Origin of the sequence: Aquimarina amphilecti, assembly GCF_900109375.1 — a bacterium.
In the GTDB taxonomy this organism is placed as follows: Bacteria; Bacteroidota; Bacteroidia; order Flavobacteriales; family Flavobacteriaceae; genus Aquimarina; species Aquimarina amphilecti.
In genome coordinates, this window is record NZ_FOAB01000004.1 from 40,881 (window position 1) to 57,411 (window position 16,531).

At 33.0% G+C, this 16,531-nt stretch carries 14 protein-coding genes; 6 read left to right on the forward strand and 8 right to left on the reverse strand.

Annotation, left to right across the window (positions count from 1 at the left end):
* Positions 1 to 91: 91 nt before the first annotated feature.
* Complete coding sequence (locus BMY33_RS10860) at positions 92 to 1,543, forward strand: C-type lectin-like domain-containing protein (protein ID WP_139195637.1); 1,452 nt, start codon at positions 92 to 94, stop codon at positions 1,541 to 1,543.
* Positions 1,544 to 1,604: 61 nt separating this feature from the next.
* On the opposite strand, the gene lnt is transcribed toward BMY33_RS10860, so the two are convergent.
* Both lnt and BMY33_RS10870 read right to left on the reverse strand, forming a co-directional pair.
* A complete protein-coding gene (gene lnt, locus BMY33_RS10865) occupies positions 1,605 to 3,191 on the reverse strand; it encodes an apolipoprotein N-acyltransferase (RefSeq protein WP_091408256.1) in 1,587 nt (528 codons plus the stop codon).
* 99 nt (positions 3,192 to 3,290) lie between these two features.
* Positions 3,291 to 4,379 carry a putative type IX sorting system protein PorV2 gene (locus tag BMY33_RS10870; protein WP_091409444.1) on the reverse strand — a complete coding sequence of 363 codons (1,089 nt, stop codon included), beginning with the start codon at positions 4,377 to 4,379 and terminating at the stop codon, positions 3,291 to 3,293.
* Positions 4,380 to 4,506: 127 nt separating this feature from the next.
* Here BMY33_RS10870 and BMY33_RS10875 point away from each other — a divergent pair, with 127 nt between their 5' ends.
* From BMY33_RS10875 to BMY33_RS10890, 4 genes are read left to right on the forward strand one after another with little or no spacing between them, the layout of a single operon-like run.
* Complete coding sequence (locus tag BMY33_RS10875; protein ID WP_091408258.1) at positions 4,507 to 5,286, forward strand: CDP-alcohol phosphatidyltransferase family protein; 780 nt, start codon at positions 4,507 to 4,509, stop codon at positions 5,284 to 5,286.
* A gap of 8 nt (positions 5,287 to 5,294) precedes the next feature.
* Positions 5,295 to 5,843 carry a hypothetical protein gene (locus BMY33_RS10880; RefSeq protein WP_211482390.1) on the forward strand — a complete coding sequence of 183 codons (549 nt, stop codon included), beginning with the start codon at positions 5,295 to 5,297 and terminating at the stop codon, positions 5,841 to 5,843.
* A 12-nt stretch (positions 5,844 to 5,855) separates the two neighbouring features.
* Entirely contained in the window at positions 5,856 to 8,327 is a 2,472-nt protein-coding gene (locus tag BMY33_RS10885; protein ID WP_091408260.1) for a DUF3160 domain-containing protein, read from the forward strand.
* A 59-nt stretch (positions 8,328 to 8,386) separates the two neighbouring features.
* The gene (locus tag BMY33_RS10890) at positions 8,387 to 9,283 is read left to right on the forward strand and encodes a CapA family protein (protein WP_170837059.1); all 897 of its coding nucleotides are present in this window, start codon (positions 8,387 to 8,389) and stop codon (positions 9,281 to 9,283) included.
* A gap of 19 nt (positions 9,284 to 9,302) precedes the next feature.
* On the opposite strand, the gene lptB is transcribed toward BMY33_RS10890, so the two are convergent.
* Genes lptB through BMY33_RS10910 form a run of 4 tightly spaced genes read right to left on the reverse strand, consistent with a single transcriptional unit; the run spans position 9,303 to position 12,276 of the window.
* Complete coding sequence (gene lptB, locus BMY33_RS10895; RefSeq protein ID WP_091408263.1) at positions 9,303 to 10,043, reverse strand: LPS export ABC transporter ATP-binding protein; 741 nt, start codon at positions 10,041 to 10,043, stop codon at positions 9,303 to 9,305.
* Between the two features lie 57 nt (positions 10,044 to 10,100).
* A complete protein-coding gene (locus tag BMY33_RS10900; protein ID WP_091408265.1) occupies positions 10,101 to 10,472 on the reverse strand; it encodes a carboxymuconolactone decarboxylase family protein in 372 nt (123 codons plus the stop codon).
* Complete coding sequence (gene tatC, locus BMY33_RS10905) at positions 10,469 to 11,311, reverse strand: twin-arginine translocase subunit TatC (protein WP_091408267.1); 843 nt, start codon at positions 11,309 to 11,311, stop codon at positions 10,469 to 10,471. The genes BMY33_RS10900 and tatC overlap by 4 nt, the downstream gene beginning before the upstream one ends.
* Complete coding sequence (locus BMY33_RS10910) at positions 11,311 to 12,276, reverse strand: KpsF/GutQ family sugar-phosphate isomerase (protein ID WP_091408268.1); 966 nt, start codon at positions 12,274 to 12,276, stop codon at positions 11,311 to 11,313. Before BMY33_RS10910 ends, tatC begins: the two co-directional genes overlap by 1 nt.
* A 231-nt stretch (positions 12,277 to 12,507) precedes the next feature.
* Between BMY33_RS10910 and BMY33_RS10915 the strand changes: the two genes are divergently transcribed.
* A complete protein-coding gene (locus BMY33_RS10915; protein WP_170837060.1) occupies positions 12,508 to 14,715 on the forward strand; it encodes a RecQ family ATP-dependent DNA helicase in 2,208 nt (735 codons plus the stop codon).
* Positions 14,716 to 14,778: 63 nt separating this feature from the next.
* Here BMY33_RS10915 and BMY33_RS10920 read toward each other — a convergent pair whose 3' ends face one another.
* On the reverse strand, positions 14,779 to 14,958 hold the full coding sequence (locus BMY33_RS10920) for a hypothetical protein (protein ID WP_091408270.1): 180 nt from the start codon (positions 14,956 to 14,958) through the stop codon (positions 14,779 to 14,781).
* A 169-nt stretch (positions 14,959 to 15,127) separates the two neighbouring features.
* Positions 15,128 to 16,333 carry a hypothetical protein gene (locus tag BMY33_RS10925; protein WP_091408271.1) on the reverse strand — a complete coding sequence of 402 codons (1,206 nt, stop codon included), beginning with the start codon at positions 16,331 to 16,333 and terminating at the stop codon, positions 15,128 to 15,130.
* Positions 16,334 to 16,531 lie beyond the last annotated feature (198 nt).

Genomic DNA, 16,531 nt, shown 5'->3' on the forward strand with positions numbered 1-16,531 from the left:
AGGGCTATAATATTTCTTTTAGAAATAACTAAATATTCTTTCTTGTTTTTTTTGTGTATTTTTATTTTCCCAAGTCAACTATAACTAGCCTATGAAGAGAAAACTACTTATAATAATTGTGCTCCTAAATACGAATATTTTATCTGCTCAAGAAACTTATCGTGATGAATTTGGTGTTGTTTCATACGCCAATAATGATGGAACTTCTAACTGGGCTGGAAATTGGGTAGAGGTTGAGCCTTTTGATGTTAATGATAATCCCGCTGGAGGCTTTATTGCTGTTTTAGGAAACCAATTAGACTTCAATTGGATATGGTCAGAAACTATTACAAGAAGTGTTAATATTGCTGGAGCCACATTAGCAACCTTGTCTTTTAATTGGGAGACTAGAACTTTAGATGCAAATGAAGAGTTATCAATTCAGGTGTCTGATGATGGAACTACATTTACCACACTAGCAAGTTTTGGAGGTACACAAACGGGATCTTTTAGTCAGAATATATCTCTTTACATTTCAGCTAATACCACGATAAGATTTGTAAATACTAATGCTAATTGGACAGATTCCGGTGACATTGTGATTATAGATAATGTGCAAATTGAGGCTTTGTTTCCTGATGATCCTCCTGTGGTTATTGTTACAGGAGATAAACATTTTTGTCCTACCGCATCAAATTCTACTCCAGTAGTAGAAACAATTTCTATTACAGATCCTGATGATATTAATTTAGAACAACTTACGATTCAGGTCTCTACAGGATATCAAAATGGGTCAGATTTATTAACATTGACAGGTATACATCCTAATATTACGGATAGTTGGGATGTTACCGAAGGAAGATTAACACTAACTGGGCCGGCTACTTTTGCAGAGTTTGAAGCTGCTGTTTTGGCTACGGTTTTTTCATCTACGCCTCCGGTTGTTGCCGTTTTGAGAGAGTTTTCTGTTGTTTTGGGATCTCCTCTGTATTTACCAGAAACAGGTCATTATTATGAGTTTATTCCGTCTTTAGGAATACGCTGGGATGATGCGAGAGATGAAGCAGAATTAAGAACTTTTTTTGGACTTCAAGGGTATATGGCTACCCTGACAAGTGCTATTGAAGCAACTTTTGCTGGAGATCAAATAACGGGTACTGGTTGGATTGGTGCAAGCGATAATTTTGGTTCGGGAGAAGGTGAGTGGAGATGGGAAACGGGACCAGAGGCTGGAACTATATTCTGGAATGGAGATGAAACGGGAACTGTAGCACCTGGTGAATTTGCGTTTTGGAATAATAATGAACCTAATGATTATCCTGATGATGCAATACCAGGGCAAGAAAATTATGCGCATATAACAGATGATACTATTGGTATTCAGAATTCTTGGAATGATTTACCTATTACTGGTGGTGGTGGAGCTTATCAAGCTCAAGGGTATATTGTAGAGTATGGTGGACTGCCTGGTGATCCAGTACTTCAAATATCAGGAGTAACGAGATTGAGAATAAGTTGTACGGTCATTACGAATCGAAATAAAACATATAGAGTTAATTACTAAATGTTTTCGATAAATTACAATGCAGTTTTGTTCTATTATTTTAAAATATCAAGACAGTCTCTTATGCATTAATTTTTTGTCTTCGTTTTGTAACTGAAAACAAAAAAATAGAAATCATTAGAAAAATTGCAACTCGCGCCAGATAATCACCTGCTTTTACGTAAAAAGTGATTTTGTCATTAGTCTTAAGAGTTCCTTTTAGAGTTCCTTGTTCATTGTAATCAAGAGAAGATACTATGTTTCCTGTTTGACTTATAATTGCAGATATTCCTGTATTAGCACTTCGAGCGATACTTCTTCGGGTTTCTATTGCTCTTAATTTTGCGTATGCTAAATGTTGTTTGTGTCCTTGTGTGATTCCCCACCAAGCATCGTTAGTAATGATAGCAAGAAAATCAGCTTCATTTCTTACATATCCGGTAACAAATTCACCATAAACACTCTCATAACATATAATTGGACCAGCACCAAGTCCTTCTTTTGTAAAAAAAACTTCTCGATCTGGCTGCGTTGTTTTTTTTGCCACTGTACCTCCTAAATCTATCATAGCGTCACCAACTAATGGTTTGAAAACACTTTGATAAGGAAAATTTTCTACCCCAACAACTAACTTACTTTTGTTATAAAGTTCAGTTGTTCCATCCGGTCTTACTAGAAATGCAGAATTATAGTCATCATAGAATACACCACTTTTATGTTCATTTGTTTGAGGACGAACTTTAGTTGGATTTCTAAATACATCTAATAGAGAAATTCCTGAAAGAAAATTTGCGTTAGGATAATTACCAATAATAGAGGTAGCTGTTTTTTTTGCAATAGAGTTATTGAAATTCTTTAATCTGTTATTATCCGCAAAAACAGTTTCAGGAGCAATGATAAAGTCTGTTGTTTGGGATATCTCTTTAGTTGTAAGGGAGCTTAATAAAGCTCCAACACGATCATCAGAAGTGTTATATTTTTCGGTGTAAGGATTTATATTGGGCTGTAGAATAATAACTTCTACATCTTTACCTTCTTCTGTATAAGTCTTTAGAATTATAAATGAAATTATTATTGGAATGATTATAACAAGTCCATTTTTTATTGCTGATCGATATAAAATAGATTTATCCTTATGTTCAATAAAAAGTAATACGCTTTTATATATCCCGATATTTACAATCCATATCCATAAAGAACCTCCGAATGTACCAGTATATTCATACCATTGTATCCAGGATGTGAAATTAGCAAATCCGTTCCCTAAGTTAAGCCAAGGCCATGAAAATTGCCATTGAAGATGAAGGTATTCAAAACTCATCCAAATACATATTAGGAAAACAGATGAAATTGTAAAGGATGATCTTCTGGCAATAATATGATAGGTTAGAAAAACCAATGCCATTAATAACGTATTTACAATTTCTGCAAACCACATGCCAAAAGGCGTAGAGTTGTAAATCCACCAGGTAGTAATCATATTCCAAATAAAGAAGCTCAGAAAAGCTAAACCTAATACCTGAGTTTTATGACGTTTGCTGTTGCGTATTCTATATTCTATTATTAGTAAAGGGACAAATCCAAAAAACAAAAATAATGGAAAACCATAAGTAGGCCATCCAATAGAAAGTAATAAACCAGATAAAATAGCAAGTAAAATATTTTTCATAAGGAGTGTTCTGTCTTAGTAACGAAATTAATCTTATTTCGTTACAAAACTTGAAGCTAAAGCTAAAAAAATGTTATGATTGAAAGCTGCTCGATAATGTTATCTAAAAATACTCCAGTCAACTTTAATTGAAAATACATTAGAATAAATAGCAGCACTTTGATCCCCTATGTCTGTCAACGCATAATCTACTTGTATCCCTCTATATTGAAAACCAATACCAAAATTTGGCTGAAAACCAACATTGTCCGAACCGTCAAATTGTTCGATGTTTTGGAAGTTACCAACGCCTCCGCGCAAGTATACTATTTTAGCATAATCTAATTCAAAACCAAAAGCAGGAGTAATACTAATTGCAGAAGAAGAAATAATATCATTAGTTTCTGCAAAACGAACATTCATATCTAATTCAGTATTTAAACCAAACTTTTTACCTAAGTCGAATTTTCTTGCAGCCCCGAATTGTAATTTGGGAATAGTTATTTCAGTAGTTTCTGGTAATTCTTGATCTCTAATCTGAGGTATTTGATCTTCATCAGGGATACCATCTCCATTAAGATCACCAATAGCAAAATCCTCTACGTTCCACGCGTTAAAAGTAGTAGTGATATCACGTACCATAATTCCAAATTGCCATTTGTTCTTTTGGTATTGTAATGCTGCATCAAAACCAAATCCCCATGAAGAAGCAAAATCTCCAATGACTCTTCGTATTACTTTAGCATTTGCGCCATAACTTAATCCTTCGATAGGTAATTTTCTAGAGTACGAAAATGTAAAAGCATAATCTGCTGCAGAGAATAAATTTATCCTGGTGTAATCAATATTTCCATCAGCATCTACAAGACTAGTAGTGTCTAAAATATCATCAACTCCAAAACGAATTAAAGAAAGGGCAATAGCGCTTTTTTCATCTAAAGGCATTGCAAAAGCTAAGTAGTCATAGTTAGCAATATTTGCAAAATACGCCGCGTGCATGAATGATACTTGGTTGTCTTCTAAATGGATCAATCCTGCAGGATTCCAGTATCCCGAATTAACATCGCCCGATGTTGCAACTACAGCATTAGCCATCCCTAAAGCACCAGCATCTACACCGATATTTAGAAATTCATTAGAATATTTTCTAGTTTGTGCCGAAGAAAACGAAACAACTAAAAATAGCAATGCAATTATAATTTTTTTCAATCCAAGCAATTTTTGACAAATATCTCACTATTTTTCAACATGATAAACTTTATTTGCGATTTCATATTGTGTAGTCTATGTTAATAGACGAAAATAGTTTGTTATTTTTACACAAAAAATCAATCATATGTGGCTTAAAAAGCAAATCCCTAATATTATTACATTACTTAATCTACTTTGTGGATGTATTGCAACCATCTTTGCGGTTCAGGGAGCTTTGGAATTAGCAGCACTTTTTGTGGCGTTTGGTATTGGTTTTGATTTTTTTGATGGCTTTGCTGCTAGAATTCTTAATGTTCAAAGTGAATTAGGATTGCAATTAGATTCTTTAGCAGATATGGTGACCAGCGGATTAGTGCCAGGAATAGTGATGTTCCAGATGCTTGCTAAGATTTTTGGATACCCCTATCGGGGCGTTTCTGAAGGTTCTGGTCAAGTAATTTCTTATGATTTTATACTTAGTGATTTTGGCTTGAATTATTTGCCGCTAATAGGTTTGCTTATAACATTAGCTTCTGCATATAGATTGGCTAAATTTAATATAGATACACGTCAAACTACCTCATTTATTGGTTTGCCAACTCCTGCAAATGCGCTATTGATTTTAAGTTTACCATTAATCATCAAGTATCAGACGCATCATTGGATGTCGGATATTATTTTGAATCAATGGTTTTTGATCGGCTTAACTTTGGTGAGTTGTTATTTACTAAATGCCGAAATTCGACTGTTTGCTCTTAAATTTAAAACTTGGGGATTTGCCGAAAATAAAGTTAGGTACATTTTCTTATTGTTCTCAATCTTGTTATTTGTATTACTTCAGTTTATGGCAATACCTTGTGTAATCTTGTTGTATGTTTTGATGTCTGTAATTTTTAAAGAAAAAGATATTAGCCAGAATAATTAATTAAGTAAATGAAAAATATTTTCAGATTACTATATTTTATAATCGGCATATCTTTTATGTCTAACTGTTCTGGCGAAGTCAGAAATAAAACGGAAGAACAGAGTAATGGTATTTCTCTAATCAAAAAACACGATTCACTATATCATATACAGATTAAATCAGACTCTTTGATAGATTTCTGGGAACTAAAATATCCTGTATATCAGTATATGTTAGGAGATGTTGATGCAAATGGAAAGAAAGATATATTAGTAGGAGTTATTAAAACAACTCGATTTGATTCTATAAGAAGAAAACGACTTTTCATTTTTAAAAATTATAAGGGGTATGTTCGTCCTCTATGGTTAGGGTCTAGGTTGGGTAAACCATTAGTAGATTTTAATTTAGTGAAAAATAAAGATGGGAGTCTTATTAGAAGTATTGAAAAAGAAAAGAGTGGTAAGGTATTAGTTGCAGAATATAAATGGCGTAGATTTGGGTTAGAGTTTAAAAGATATATTCGTCGAGAAATAGATAGTATAACTGCGATACGAGTACTTAAAAACGAAAACATATAAATTAAAAGAATTATGAAAAGACAAATACTATTTGCTAGTTTCTTTTTGTTTCTAATAGCTTGTGGAGGAGATAAAAAAACCGAGGAAAAAGACCAACCTGTTTCTTCTCCAGACGTTGTTGAAGTAATAGAGAGCAATGATGAGGTTATTGAGGATGTAGAAAATCCTATTTTGATCGATGGCAAATTGGATATTGAGCAGTTAGGAGAAGATGTTGATCTAAAAATGAATATTTCTTCGCTTAGTCTTTATGAAATTCGAATTTTACGTAACAGTTTTGCTGCTAAACAAGGGTATTGTTTTATGAAAGGAGATCTTAGATATACTTTTGGAGCTACCAGCTGGTACAACGAAAGAATGGAAGATCGATATTGGGCAGAAGAAGGAGGGAAGGATATAGAGCCTATTTCATATTCTAATGAAGAAACAATTTTTATTGAGAAATTGAAAAAGAGAGAAGAAGAATTAAAAGCACAAAATTTAATAAAGAAAGGAGATAGACGATTAGCTAATGTAGGTAATGTTGTAAATCTTTTTCAATTAAATGAGCCAGCACCTGAATTAATGAGTATGTTAGGTAAGAATGGGTTTGCTATAGTTCCTAATAATAATATTCAGTTATTTCATCTCTATGAGCAAAATGATTATGCTGAATTCCCAAATTTTGTAACAACCGATATGTATATGCAATTGTTTCATATGTATTTTGGTTATATACTTAGGCAGATAGAAGAAGAACAATTTATCCCAATACTATCTCAAATATGTGAGTCCATGATAAAGGATATGGAAGAGATAGTAAATTCGGCTTCTGATGAATCTGTTAAAGAGATAGCAAAATTTAATCATACTTATTATGCAATAGCTTATACAGTTTTAACTGATAAAAAAATAGAAGTCCCATCAGGTTATGAACAACATTATAAAACTGAACTCTTGTCTATTAAGAGTGCTGAAGATAGTACTTCTAAGTTTTTAGAGTTTCAAGAAGTTAATTTTCCATATAGTTTATTTAAACCAAGAGGTCATTATACACGTACGGAAACATTAAAACGATATTTTAGTGCAATGATGTGGTTACAATCTGCACCTTTCTGTCTTAATAATGATTTACAGTTTAAAAGAGCTTTGGTTAACGCCTCTGTTTTAGGAAATAGTCCGAATTTTAGAAAAGAGACATTACAGAAGTATAAGGCAATTATGGAGCCTATTAATTTTATAATAGGGCAACCAGATAACGTTTCCTTTTTAGATTTGGTAGGTTTGATTGATAAGGAAGAATTATCGATAGAGGAGCTTTTACAGAATACAACTGCTATTGAAAGAATGAAGGAGGAAGTGAAAAAAATGGCAGATATCAAAGATAAAATAAGATCAGGTGGTGGAAGTTGTAAAATTAAAATCAATTTTATTCCACAACGATATTTATCAGATAATGATGTTCTTCAGAATTTAGTAGACCTAAAAAGTAAAGTTTCTAAACGACCTTATCCACAAGGTTTGGATGTAATGGCTGCTTTTGGAAGTGCATCTGCAGAGAATTTATTATTGAATGAACTGAAGGAGGGAGAGAAATGGAGTGAATATCCCACATTGCTTTCCGGTATGCAGGAAGAAATGAATGGCCTGAATTGGGATGAGACTCTGTATACCAAATGGATACAAAGTTTATTGGAGTTGCAGAAACCGAATGATAGTTATCCATATTTTATGCAGACGAAAGAATGGGACAAGAAAAACTTAAATGCATCATTAGCATCTTGGGCAGAACTTAAACATGATTCTATTCTTTATGCAGAACAACCGATGGCAGCTGAGTGTGGATCCGGAGAAGAGGTGCCAAGTCCATATACAGTTGGTTATGTAGAACCTAATATTGGTTATTGGAATACTGTAATCGAATTAATAGATCTTACAAAATCTGTTTTAGAAAGAAATAAACTATTGAATTCTAATATTTCTAGAATTACAACAGGGTTAAGAGAAAATGCAGAATTTTTATTATCGGCTAGTGAAAAAGAACTAGCTGGTAAGAAGTTGTCTGTACAAGAATATGGTCAGATAGAAATAATTGGAAGTACATTCGAATGGCTAACATTAGATTTAGTAAAACAAAAGGATCAATATTTGGATGGATGGCATAACGTAAAAGGAGCTGATAAATCGGTAGCTGTGGTGGCCGATATTTATACTGCTAACGGTGAAAACAATCCTGATAAAGGTATTTTACACGTAGCAACGGGTAATGTTAATGATATATATGCAGTTGTAGAAATTGAAGGTTATTTATATATAACTAAAGGAGCAGTGTTTGGGTATCATGAATTTCATTTGCCAATGGGGAATCGATTAACAGATGAGGAATGGCAGGAAATGATAGAAAATAATGAAGCAACAGGAATACCGACTTGGATGAAAGATATTATTGTGCCGATACCTGTTCCCGAAACCAATGAAAAAATATTTTATAGTTCGGGATGCTAAAAGTGTTAAGATGTTTTTTTTTATTTCGAACCAAATTGAGAATATTGTTTTTTCCAATAATGACAGTGTTATTGGTTGTATTTTCATGTGATACTTTTGGTAGCAGAACTAATGAAACTAGCGTTGTTTTTGTTGGCGATTTGTTATTAGATAGAGGTGTTCGAAATCGTATTGAGCATCTGGGAATGAATAGCTTGTTTCATTCATCGATAAACTCAGTTTTTGAAAGTAGTGATATAGTTATAGCGAACTTAGAATGCCCTGCTACAGCAATAAAAGAACCAATCAATAAAAAATTTATTTTTAGAGCAGAGCCATCTTGGTTAATGTCCTTAAAAGATCAAGGGATTACCCATCTTAATATGGCTAATAATCATTCGATGGATCAAGGCAGAAATGGTCTTGTAGATACGAATAAGAATATAGTAAATAGTGGTTTGATTTCTTTGGGATATGGTGTGAATACAGAAAAAGCTTGTCAGCCACAATTAATTGCTACTGCTCCTAGGAATATTTATGTGTTCTCTTCGCTTCAGGTTCCATCTGAGAATTGGACTTTTTTAGAAAACAAACCTTGTGTATGCGAAGATTCTTTTGAGACTATTTCTGATAAAATCAAGAAATTGAAGATCGAAGAACCTAATTCGGTTGTTATAATTCAGTTACATTGGGGAGCAGAACATACTATGGTTCCACTAACATATCAAAAGCAACAAGCATATCAGTTAATTGATTCTGGAGCTGATGGTATTATAGGGCATCATCCTCATACAATTCAGACAGTTGAATTATATAAACAAAAACCGATTTATTATAGCATAGGTAATTTTATTTTTGATCAAAATAAACCTATAAACTCTAAAGGGTTATTGGTAAAATTAAAAGTTAATAAAACAGATGTTGTTTTTGATCACTCAGAATTTACGATTGAAAAATGTACACCAAAGATTTTGTAACGTTAAAATAAGATTGGATTTAAAAATCTAATTTCTTTTTTCTAAGTTCAAAATTCTGACCAAGATAAACCTTACGTACCATTTCATCTTCTGCTAATTCTTCTGGAATCCCTGCTTTAAGAATACTTCCTTCGAACATTAAATAAGTTCTGTCGGTAATCGCAAGTGTTTCTTGTACGTTATGATCGGTTATAAGAATACCGATGTTTTTGTTTTTTAATTGTGCTACAATTCGTTGGATATCTTCTACTGCCACAGGATCTACTCCGGCAAAAGGTTCATCCAATAGAATAAAATTAGGATCGGTAGCTAATGCTCTAGCTATTTCAGTACGTCTTCTCTCACCACCGCTGAGAAGATCCCCTCGATTTTTTCTAATATGACCTAAACCAAATTCCTCTATAAGAGATTCCATTTTATGAAGTTGCTCTTTTTTAGAAAGTTTCGTCAATTGTAAAACACTTAATATATTATCTTCTATGCTTAATTTTCTAAAAACAGAAGCTTCTTGAGCCAAGTAGCCAATACCATTCTGTGCACGTTTGTACATTGGGAATTTAGTAATGTCAGCGCTATCCAAAGAGATTTTTCCACCATTAGGTTTTACTAAACCAACGATCATATAAAAAGAAGTGGTTTTACCAGCACCATTAGGCCCCAATAATCCTACAATTTCTCCTTGATTTACTTCCAGAGAAATTCCTTTTACTACTTTTCGGCCTTTGTATGACTTAATTAAATTGTCCGCTTTTAACTTCATAATCAGAATGACTTCTTTAGATTTTAAGTGTTGCTAAAATGAGCTGGTAAATTTACGTTATTCTTTTAAACCTGAAATTTCAGATGTGTTTGCATCTAATGCATCCCAATATTCATACGCTCTACGAAGATGAGGAATTACGATAGTTCCACCAATTAAAGTAGCGATACTTAAAGTTTCTGCCACTTCTTCCTTAGTTAAACCTTCTTTGTGACATGTTTCTAAATGGTATCGCACACAATCATCACATCTTAAAACTGCCGAAGCTACAAGACCTAGTAGCTCTTTAGTTTTTACATCCAATGCACCTTTCATAAAAGCATTAGTGTCTAGGTTAAAAATTCTTTTGATAATTTTATTATTATCCTCTAGAATACGAGAGTTCATTCGCTCTCTATATTCATTAAATTCTTCAACTATATTACTCATCTAGTTTGTGTTGTTAACTTTTTATTTTTTTTGTTTTCTCTTCTGACAACCATTTTGGAGATGAAAATACTTATTTCGTATAATATCAGTATTGGTATTGCAACGATCACCTGGGTAGAGATGTCTGGAGGAGTGATTACAGCTGCTAATATGAGAACAATAACCAATGCGTATTTTCGATTACGTCTCATAAATTCTGGTGTAACTAATCCTACTTTACTTAAGAAATATATAATTATAGGTAATTCAAAAATGAATCCAGAAGCAATTACAGAAGCTCGGACTAATGATATATAAGATCCTATTTTAATTTGATTTTCTACAACTTCAGCAACAGAGAAAGTGGCTAAGAAATTTACAGAAAGCGGAGCAATAATGTAATACCCGAAAAGGACACCAATAAAAAACAAAATTGAGGATACGATAATGAAACCTCTAGAATGCTTACGCTCCTTTTCATAAAGTGCAGGTGAGATAAATTTCCAAAATTCATGCAATATATAAGGGAAAGCTACTACAAATCCAGTAGTAATAGATGTCCATATAGCGGCACTGAATTGTCCAGCCATTTCGGTACTTATAAAATTAAAAGGCATTTCTTCAAGACAACCTTTCTCCATACCAAAGGTTTCCGAAATACCGCATAAAACTCGGTAAGAAATAAAATTCGGATCTCTTAAGGCAAAGATGATGTTGGTAAAAATACTTTTTATAAAAACAAAGGCAAAAATAGCTACTAAAACTATCGCTAATGTTGCTCGTATTAAGTGCCATCGTAACTCTTCAAGGTGATCAAGAAACGACATGGATTGTGGATTTTTCGTTTGTTTTTTTGCCATTATAAAATACCTTCTCTCATTAGATCATGAATATGTAAAAGACCAGCGTAATTCCCTTTTTCTTCTGCTAATAACTGTGAGATTCCATACTCTTCAAGTCTATCTAATGCATCTATCGCCATTGCACCAGCATCAATACGTTTCGGATTAGGAGACATAATATCTTTAGCCGTTAATCCCGTGAAAGAAGTATTAGTAGTTAGCATTCTTCGTAAATCTCCATCGGTAATAATTCCAATAATTTTATCATTATCAGTAACAGCTGTAGCTCCTAATCTTTTTTCGGTCATTTCTACAATCACGGTGCTAATATCAGAATCTGGACTTACTTGAGGTTTTTCGTTTTTAGATATAATATCATGTACACGAAGATATAATTTCTTTCCTAATGCTCCACCAGGATGATATTTAGCAAAATCTCTACTAGAAAACCCTTTTAGGTTTAGTAGGGATACTGCTACAGCATCACCAATTACTAGTTGAGCTGTAGTACTTGTCGTGGGTGCCAAATTGTTTGGGCACGCTTCTTTTTCCACAAAAGCATTTAAAACAAAATCAGCTTCTTGCCCTAAAAATGATTCTTTATTAGAGGTAATACCAATTAAAGTATTGTTAAAGTTTTTAATTAAGGGTACCAGCACTTTAATTTCAGGGGTGTTTCCGCTTTTTGAAATACAAATTACTACATCATCTTCGAGAATATTACCCAAATCACCATGAATTGCATCTGCTGCGTGCATAAATACTGCTGGAGTACCAGTGGAATTCATAGTTGCTACTATTTTTGAAGCTATAATAGCACTTTTACCGATTCCTGTAATAATTACACGACCGTTAGAATTATGAATCGTATTCACCGCTTCTGCAAATTCTTGATCTATAAGCTGTTCCAGATTTGCAATTGCTTTGGCTTCTTCACTAATTGTTTTTTGGGCAAAAGAAATAATCGTATCGAGGGTGTTCAAAATTTATAAAATTTGCGTGTTATAAATAAAGATTTTATTATCTTTAATTATGCAAAGGTATGTAATACCTTATGAATTTTAAATAGTGCCAGAAAAAAGCTTACTATTTTTAGTTTTGCTTATCTTTGGTGACTTTTAAAAAAAAGAACAATCCACTAAATCTTTACTGGGGAAAAAGGTTTTAGTGATAGCGATTTTAATTTAATTGGTATATAAAAGTTAAACGATTTAATGAGTTTGAACGAAACCGACTTACAAGGAGCTTTAAAAAAGTACTTTGGTTTTAGTCAATTTAGAGGATTGCAGGAGAAGGTTATAGAAAGTATTTTAGGTAAACAAAATACTTTCGTTATTATGCCTACAGGTGGTGGAAAATCCCTTTGCTACCAGCTTCCTGCCTTAATGTGTGAAGGAACAGCTATTGTAGTTTCTCCGCTAATCGCACTAATGAAAAATCAAGTAGATGCTATTCGAAGTATTTCTTCTGAAGAAGGAATAGCGCATGTTTTAAATTCTTCCCTTAACAAATCCGAGGTCAAAAGAGTTAAAGGCGATATTGTTAGTGGAGTAACTAAATTACTTTATGTAGCGCCAGAGTCCTTGACAAAAGAAGAATATGTAGATTTTTTAAAAGAACAAAAAATTTCTTTTCTGGCAGTAGATGAAGCCCATTGTATAAGTGAATGGGGACATGATTTTAGGCCAGAGTATAGAAATCTCAGAAATATTATAAAACGAATAGGAGAAGATATTCCTATAATAGGATTAACAGCTACTGCAACGCCAAAAGTCCAAGAAGATATTCTTAAGAATTTGGCGATGAGTGGAGCTAATACATTTAAGGCGTCTTTTAATCGTCCTAATTTGTTTTATGAAATACGCCCGAAGACAAAAAATGTAGATGCTGATATTATTCGTTTTGTAAAACAAAATAGTGGTAAAAGCGGAATTGTTTATTGCTTAAGTAGAAAACGAGTAGAAGAACTTGCTCAGACCTTAGAGGTAAATGGTGTAAAAGCTGTTCCTTATCATGCAGGTCTAGATGCTAAAACCAGAGCAAAGCATCAAGATATGTTCTTAATGGAAGATGCTGATGTAGTAGTTGCTACAATTGCTTTTGGAATGGGTATCGATAAACCGGATGTACGTTTTGTAATTCATCACGATATTCCTAAAAGTATAGAAAGTTATTACCAAGAAACAGGTCGTGCAGGTAGAGATGGTGGAGAAGGACACTGTTTGGCGTATTACGCTTACAAGGATATTGAGAAGTTAGAAAAATTTATGAGCGGTAAGCCTGTTGCAGAGCAGGAGATAGGACATGCTTTATTACAAGAAGTAGTAGCTTTTGCAGAAACTTCAATATCTAGACGTAAATTTATACTTCATTATTTTGGAGAAGAGTTCGATGATGTAACGGGTGATGGTGCGGATATGGATGATAATGTTCGTAATCCAAAAAAGAAACATGAAGCTCAAGAAGAAGTGCAACTCTTATTAAAGGTTGTAAACAGAACAGGAGAGATCTATAAGTCCAAAGACTTAGTAAATACATTGATCGGAAAGAGTAATGCACTTATTATATCTCATAAAACTCATGAGCAACCGTTTTTCGGTACTGGTAAATCTAGAGAGGATAAATACTGGATGGCGTTGATACGACAAGTACTTGTTTCTGGATATTTAAAGAAAGATATAGAAACATACGGTGTCATCAGAATAACTCCAGAAGGAAGAGAGTTTATTGAGTCACCCGTAAGCTTTATGATGACCGAAGATCACGTGTATAATCAGGCTAAGGATGATTCTATTATTACCGCTGCTAAATCTGGAGGAAAAGCAGGTGGTACAGATGATCGATTAGTTGGTATGCTAAAAGATCTAAGAAAAAGCGTTGCTAAGAAATTGGGAGTTCCGCCATTTGTGGTGTTTCAGGATCCATCTCTAGAAGATATGGCTCTTAAATATCCGGTTAATATTGAGGAGTTGGGTAATGTGCACGGAGTTGGAGAAGGTAAAGCCAAAAAATATGGAAAAGAGTTTGTAGCATTAATATATAAATATGTTGAAGAAAATGATATTATGCGTCCAGATGATTTTGTGGTTAAGAGCACAGGAGCTAATAGTGGGCTTAAATTATATATTATTCAGAATGTAGATAGAAAACTTCCGTTGGATGATATTGCTGCAGCGAAAGGTATGGATATGCGAGAGTTTATTAAAGAAATGGAAGCTATTGTGTATAGTGGTACTAAACTTAATATTACATATTGGATAGATGAAATATTAGATGAAGATCAACAAGAAGAAATTCATGAATATTTTATAGAAGCTGAAAACGATAAAATAGATACAGCAATTGAAGAGTTTGATGGTGATTATGATGATGAAGAATTACGATTGTATCGTATTAAGTTTATTAGTGATGTAGCTAATTAAAATAGGTGTTATAGAAATAAAAAAAGAGGATGTTTTTACATCCTCTTTTTTTTGGAGTATTTTTTATTGATTTCCGTTTACGCATACCCCATTTTGAGGATACCAACCTAAGCATAGGCATTGAGTTCCATCGATAGAAATTGCTTGAGCACAAGCAGGATTTCCGTTACCACCGTTAATGGATTTTTGTTGATTTTTTTTAATTTCCTGAACTCCGTTTTCTTTTAAAATGTTCTTTAACATGTTATTAGTTTTAAGAATAATTTATAATGCCCTGAACATTTATAGACACTCAAGGTATATGTCTATTTAATATATTAAGAACGATTAATAATATAATTGTTGCTTAAAGAGATGTTAAATAAACAGGGAAAATTCAGTTTTTTTATTGGAACTATTATAATTTTAAGATTTAAAATAGATTCATCGATATATACAAACTAGATGTAGTTAATTCAGAATCCGGTATGGAAGTACTCTTTGATATGTTTTTAGCTGTATATTGTCTAAAACCAATTTTAAAACGACCTGATCCCAGACCTCCACCATAAAAATAATCAGTAGTGGTGTTTTCTATTTCATTATCTGCAAAAACATTAGATTCTGTACCAACATTAAAATCAACGGTAAGACCTCCTTCTAGAAATAATTCAAACTTAGAACTTAGGTAAATATGAAATCTTGGTCCTACAGCTACATTGATACTTTTATAATCTAATTCGAATTCGCTGTTAGAAATTGCAAAATCCCTACCGTCCATAGTAAAAGCTTTATAGGTGGATTCTAGAAAGAAACTTAAATCGACTTTAGAGAAAGGTATAAAAGTTTCTATGAATATCCCGTATCTAGGTACAAAAACATCATCGTAACTTACATTCCCAGCACCCCCTATAATAGAATTATGAGTAAAACCACTTACATCTACAGCAGCAACAATACCTATTCTGGTTTGATTGATTTTTTTTCGAATACTATATTCTATTTCATAGCCCTTGCATTCGTTATATTTTTTGAAGTATCTTTTTAAGTCTCTTTGCGTATATGTCAGTTTAGATACATCTTGATTATCGCAATTCACTTTATCCTGTAATTGTTGTTGGTAAGTGTTGTTTTGCTGTGGGATAATTTTCTTTCCTGGTTTTTTACTTTCATCAGGAGTATAAAACACCTTGTATAATAGCAATTCGGGATATACTGTATTAGGATCCGTATAAAAGAAACGATTTACACCATTTTCTGAATATTGATATAAAGTAGTTTTACTTTTTAAAATAGTTCTTAGAAATATTTTTTGATACCTAAGATTTGGGTCTTTTGATTTGGTTGATTTGCCAACGGTATCTCCATTAAGATCAAATTGTAGGATATACCTTTTAAACCTATAATCTTCTCCTACTGCAAACTCTTTAACGTTTTCAATAGTTTCAGTTTTAGGGCTAGAGGAGATGGTTCGTTTCCATTCGAATTCTGTTGGATTACTTTTCCAGGACAGTTTTTTGATTAAGCATTCTTTTCGGTTTCCATCGTTATCGATAAAATAACCAGCTTCATAAAGGCTTTGTGCGCTGCAAGTGGCTATACAAAATAGGCCTACTGCAAAATAAAGTAAAGATTTCATGTATATGACGATCTGAGTGTGTGAAGGAGCAAATATAGCTTTTTTGTTAAAAATCAGATCGTTTACTTTTGATTTATCCTTAAAAAGGAAGATTGCGTTTAAAAAATATCATAATGTTTACTACTTCATTATGGTTATCTAATTATCATATACTCATCCCAATCGTTTTCAAAATTAGATAAATAATTTATGAAGAAA

Coding starts and splice junctions, on each gene's coding strand:
- BMY33_RS10925 (WP_091408271.1), bottom strand. CDS start 16,333: ATGAAATCTTTACTTTATTTTGCAGTAGGCCTATTTTGTATAGCCACT.
- BMY33_RS10890 (WP_170837059.1), top strand. CDS start 8,387: ATGACAGTGTTATTGGTTGTATTTTCATGTGATACTTTTGGTAGCAGA.
- BMY33_RS10860 (WP_139195637.1), top strand. CDS start 92: ATGAAGAGAAAACTACTTATAATAATTGTGCTCCTAAATACGAATATT.
- lptB (WP_091408263.1), bottom strand. CDS start 10,043: ATGAAGTTAAAAGCGGACAATTTAATTAAGTCATACAAAGGCCGAAAA.
- BMY33_RS10875 (WP_091408258.1), top strand. CDS start 4,507: ATGTGGCTTAAAAAGCAAATCCCTAATATTATTACATTACTTAATCTA.
- BMY33_RS10900 (WP_091408265.1), bottom strand. CDS start 10,472: ATGAGTAATATAGTTGAAGAATTTAATGAATATAGAGAGCGAATGAAC.
- BMY33_RS10880 (WP_211482390.1), top strand. CDS start 5,295: ATGAAAAATATTTTCAGATTACTATATTTTATAATCGGCATATCTTTT.
- BMY33_RS10920 (WP_091408270.1), bottom strand. CDS start 14,958: ATGTTAAAGAACATTTTAAAAGAAAACGGAGTTCAGGAAATTAAAAAA.
- BMY33_RS10885 (WP_091408260.1), top strand. CDS start 5,856: ATGAAAAGACAAATACTATTTGCTAGTTTCTTTTTGTTTCTAATAGCT.
- lnt (WP_091408256.1), bottom strand. CDS start 3,191: ATGAAAAATATTTTACTTGCTATTTTATCTGGTTTATTACTTTCTATT.
- tatC (WP_091408267.1), bottom strand. CDS start 11,311: ATGGCAAAAAAACAAACGAAAAATCCACAATCCATGTCGTTTCTTGAT.
- BMY33_RS10915 (WP_170837060.1), top strand. CDS start 12,508: ATGAGTTTGAACGAAACCGACTTACAAGGAGCTTTAAAAAAGTACTTT.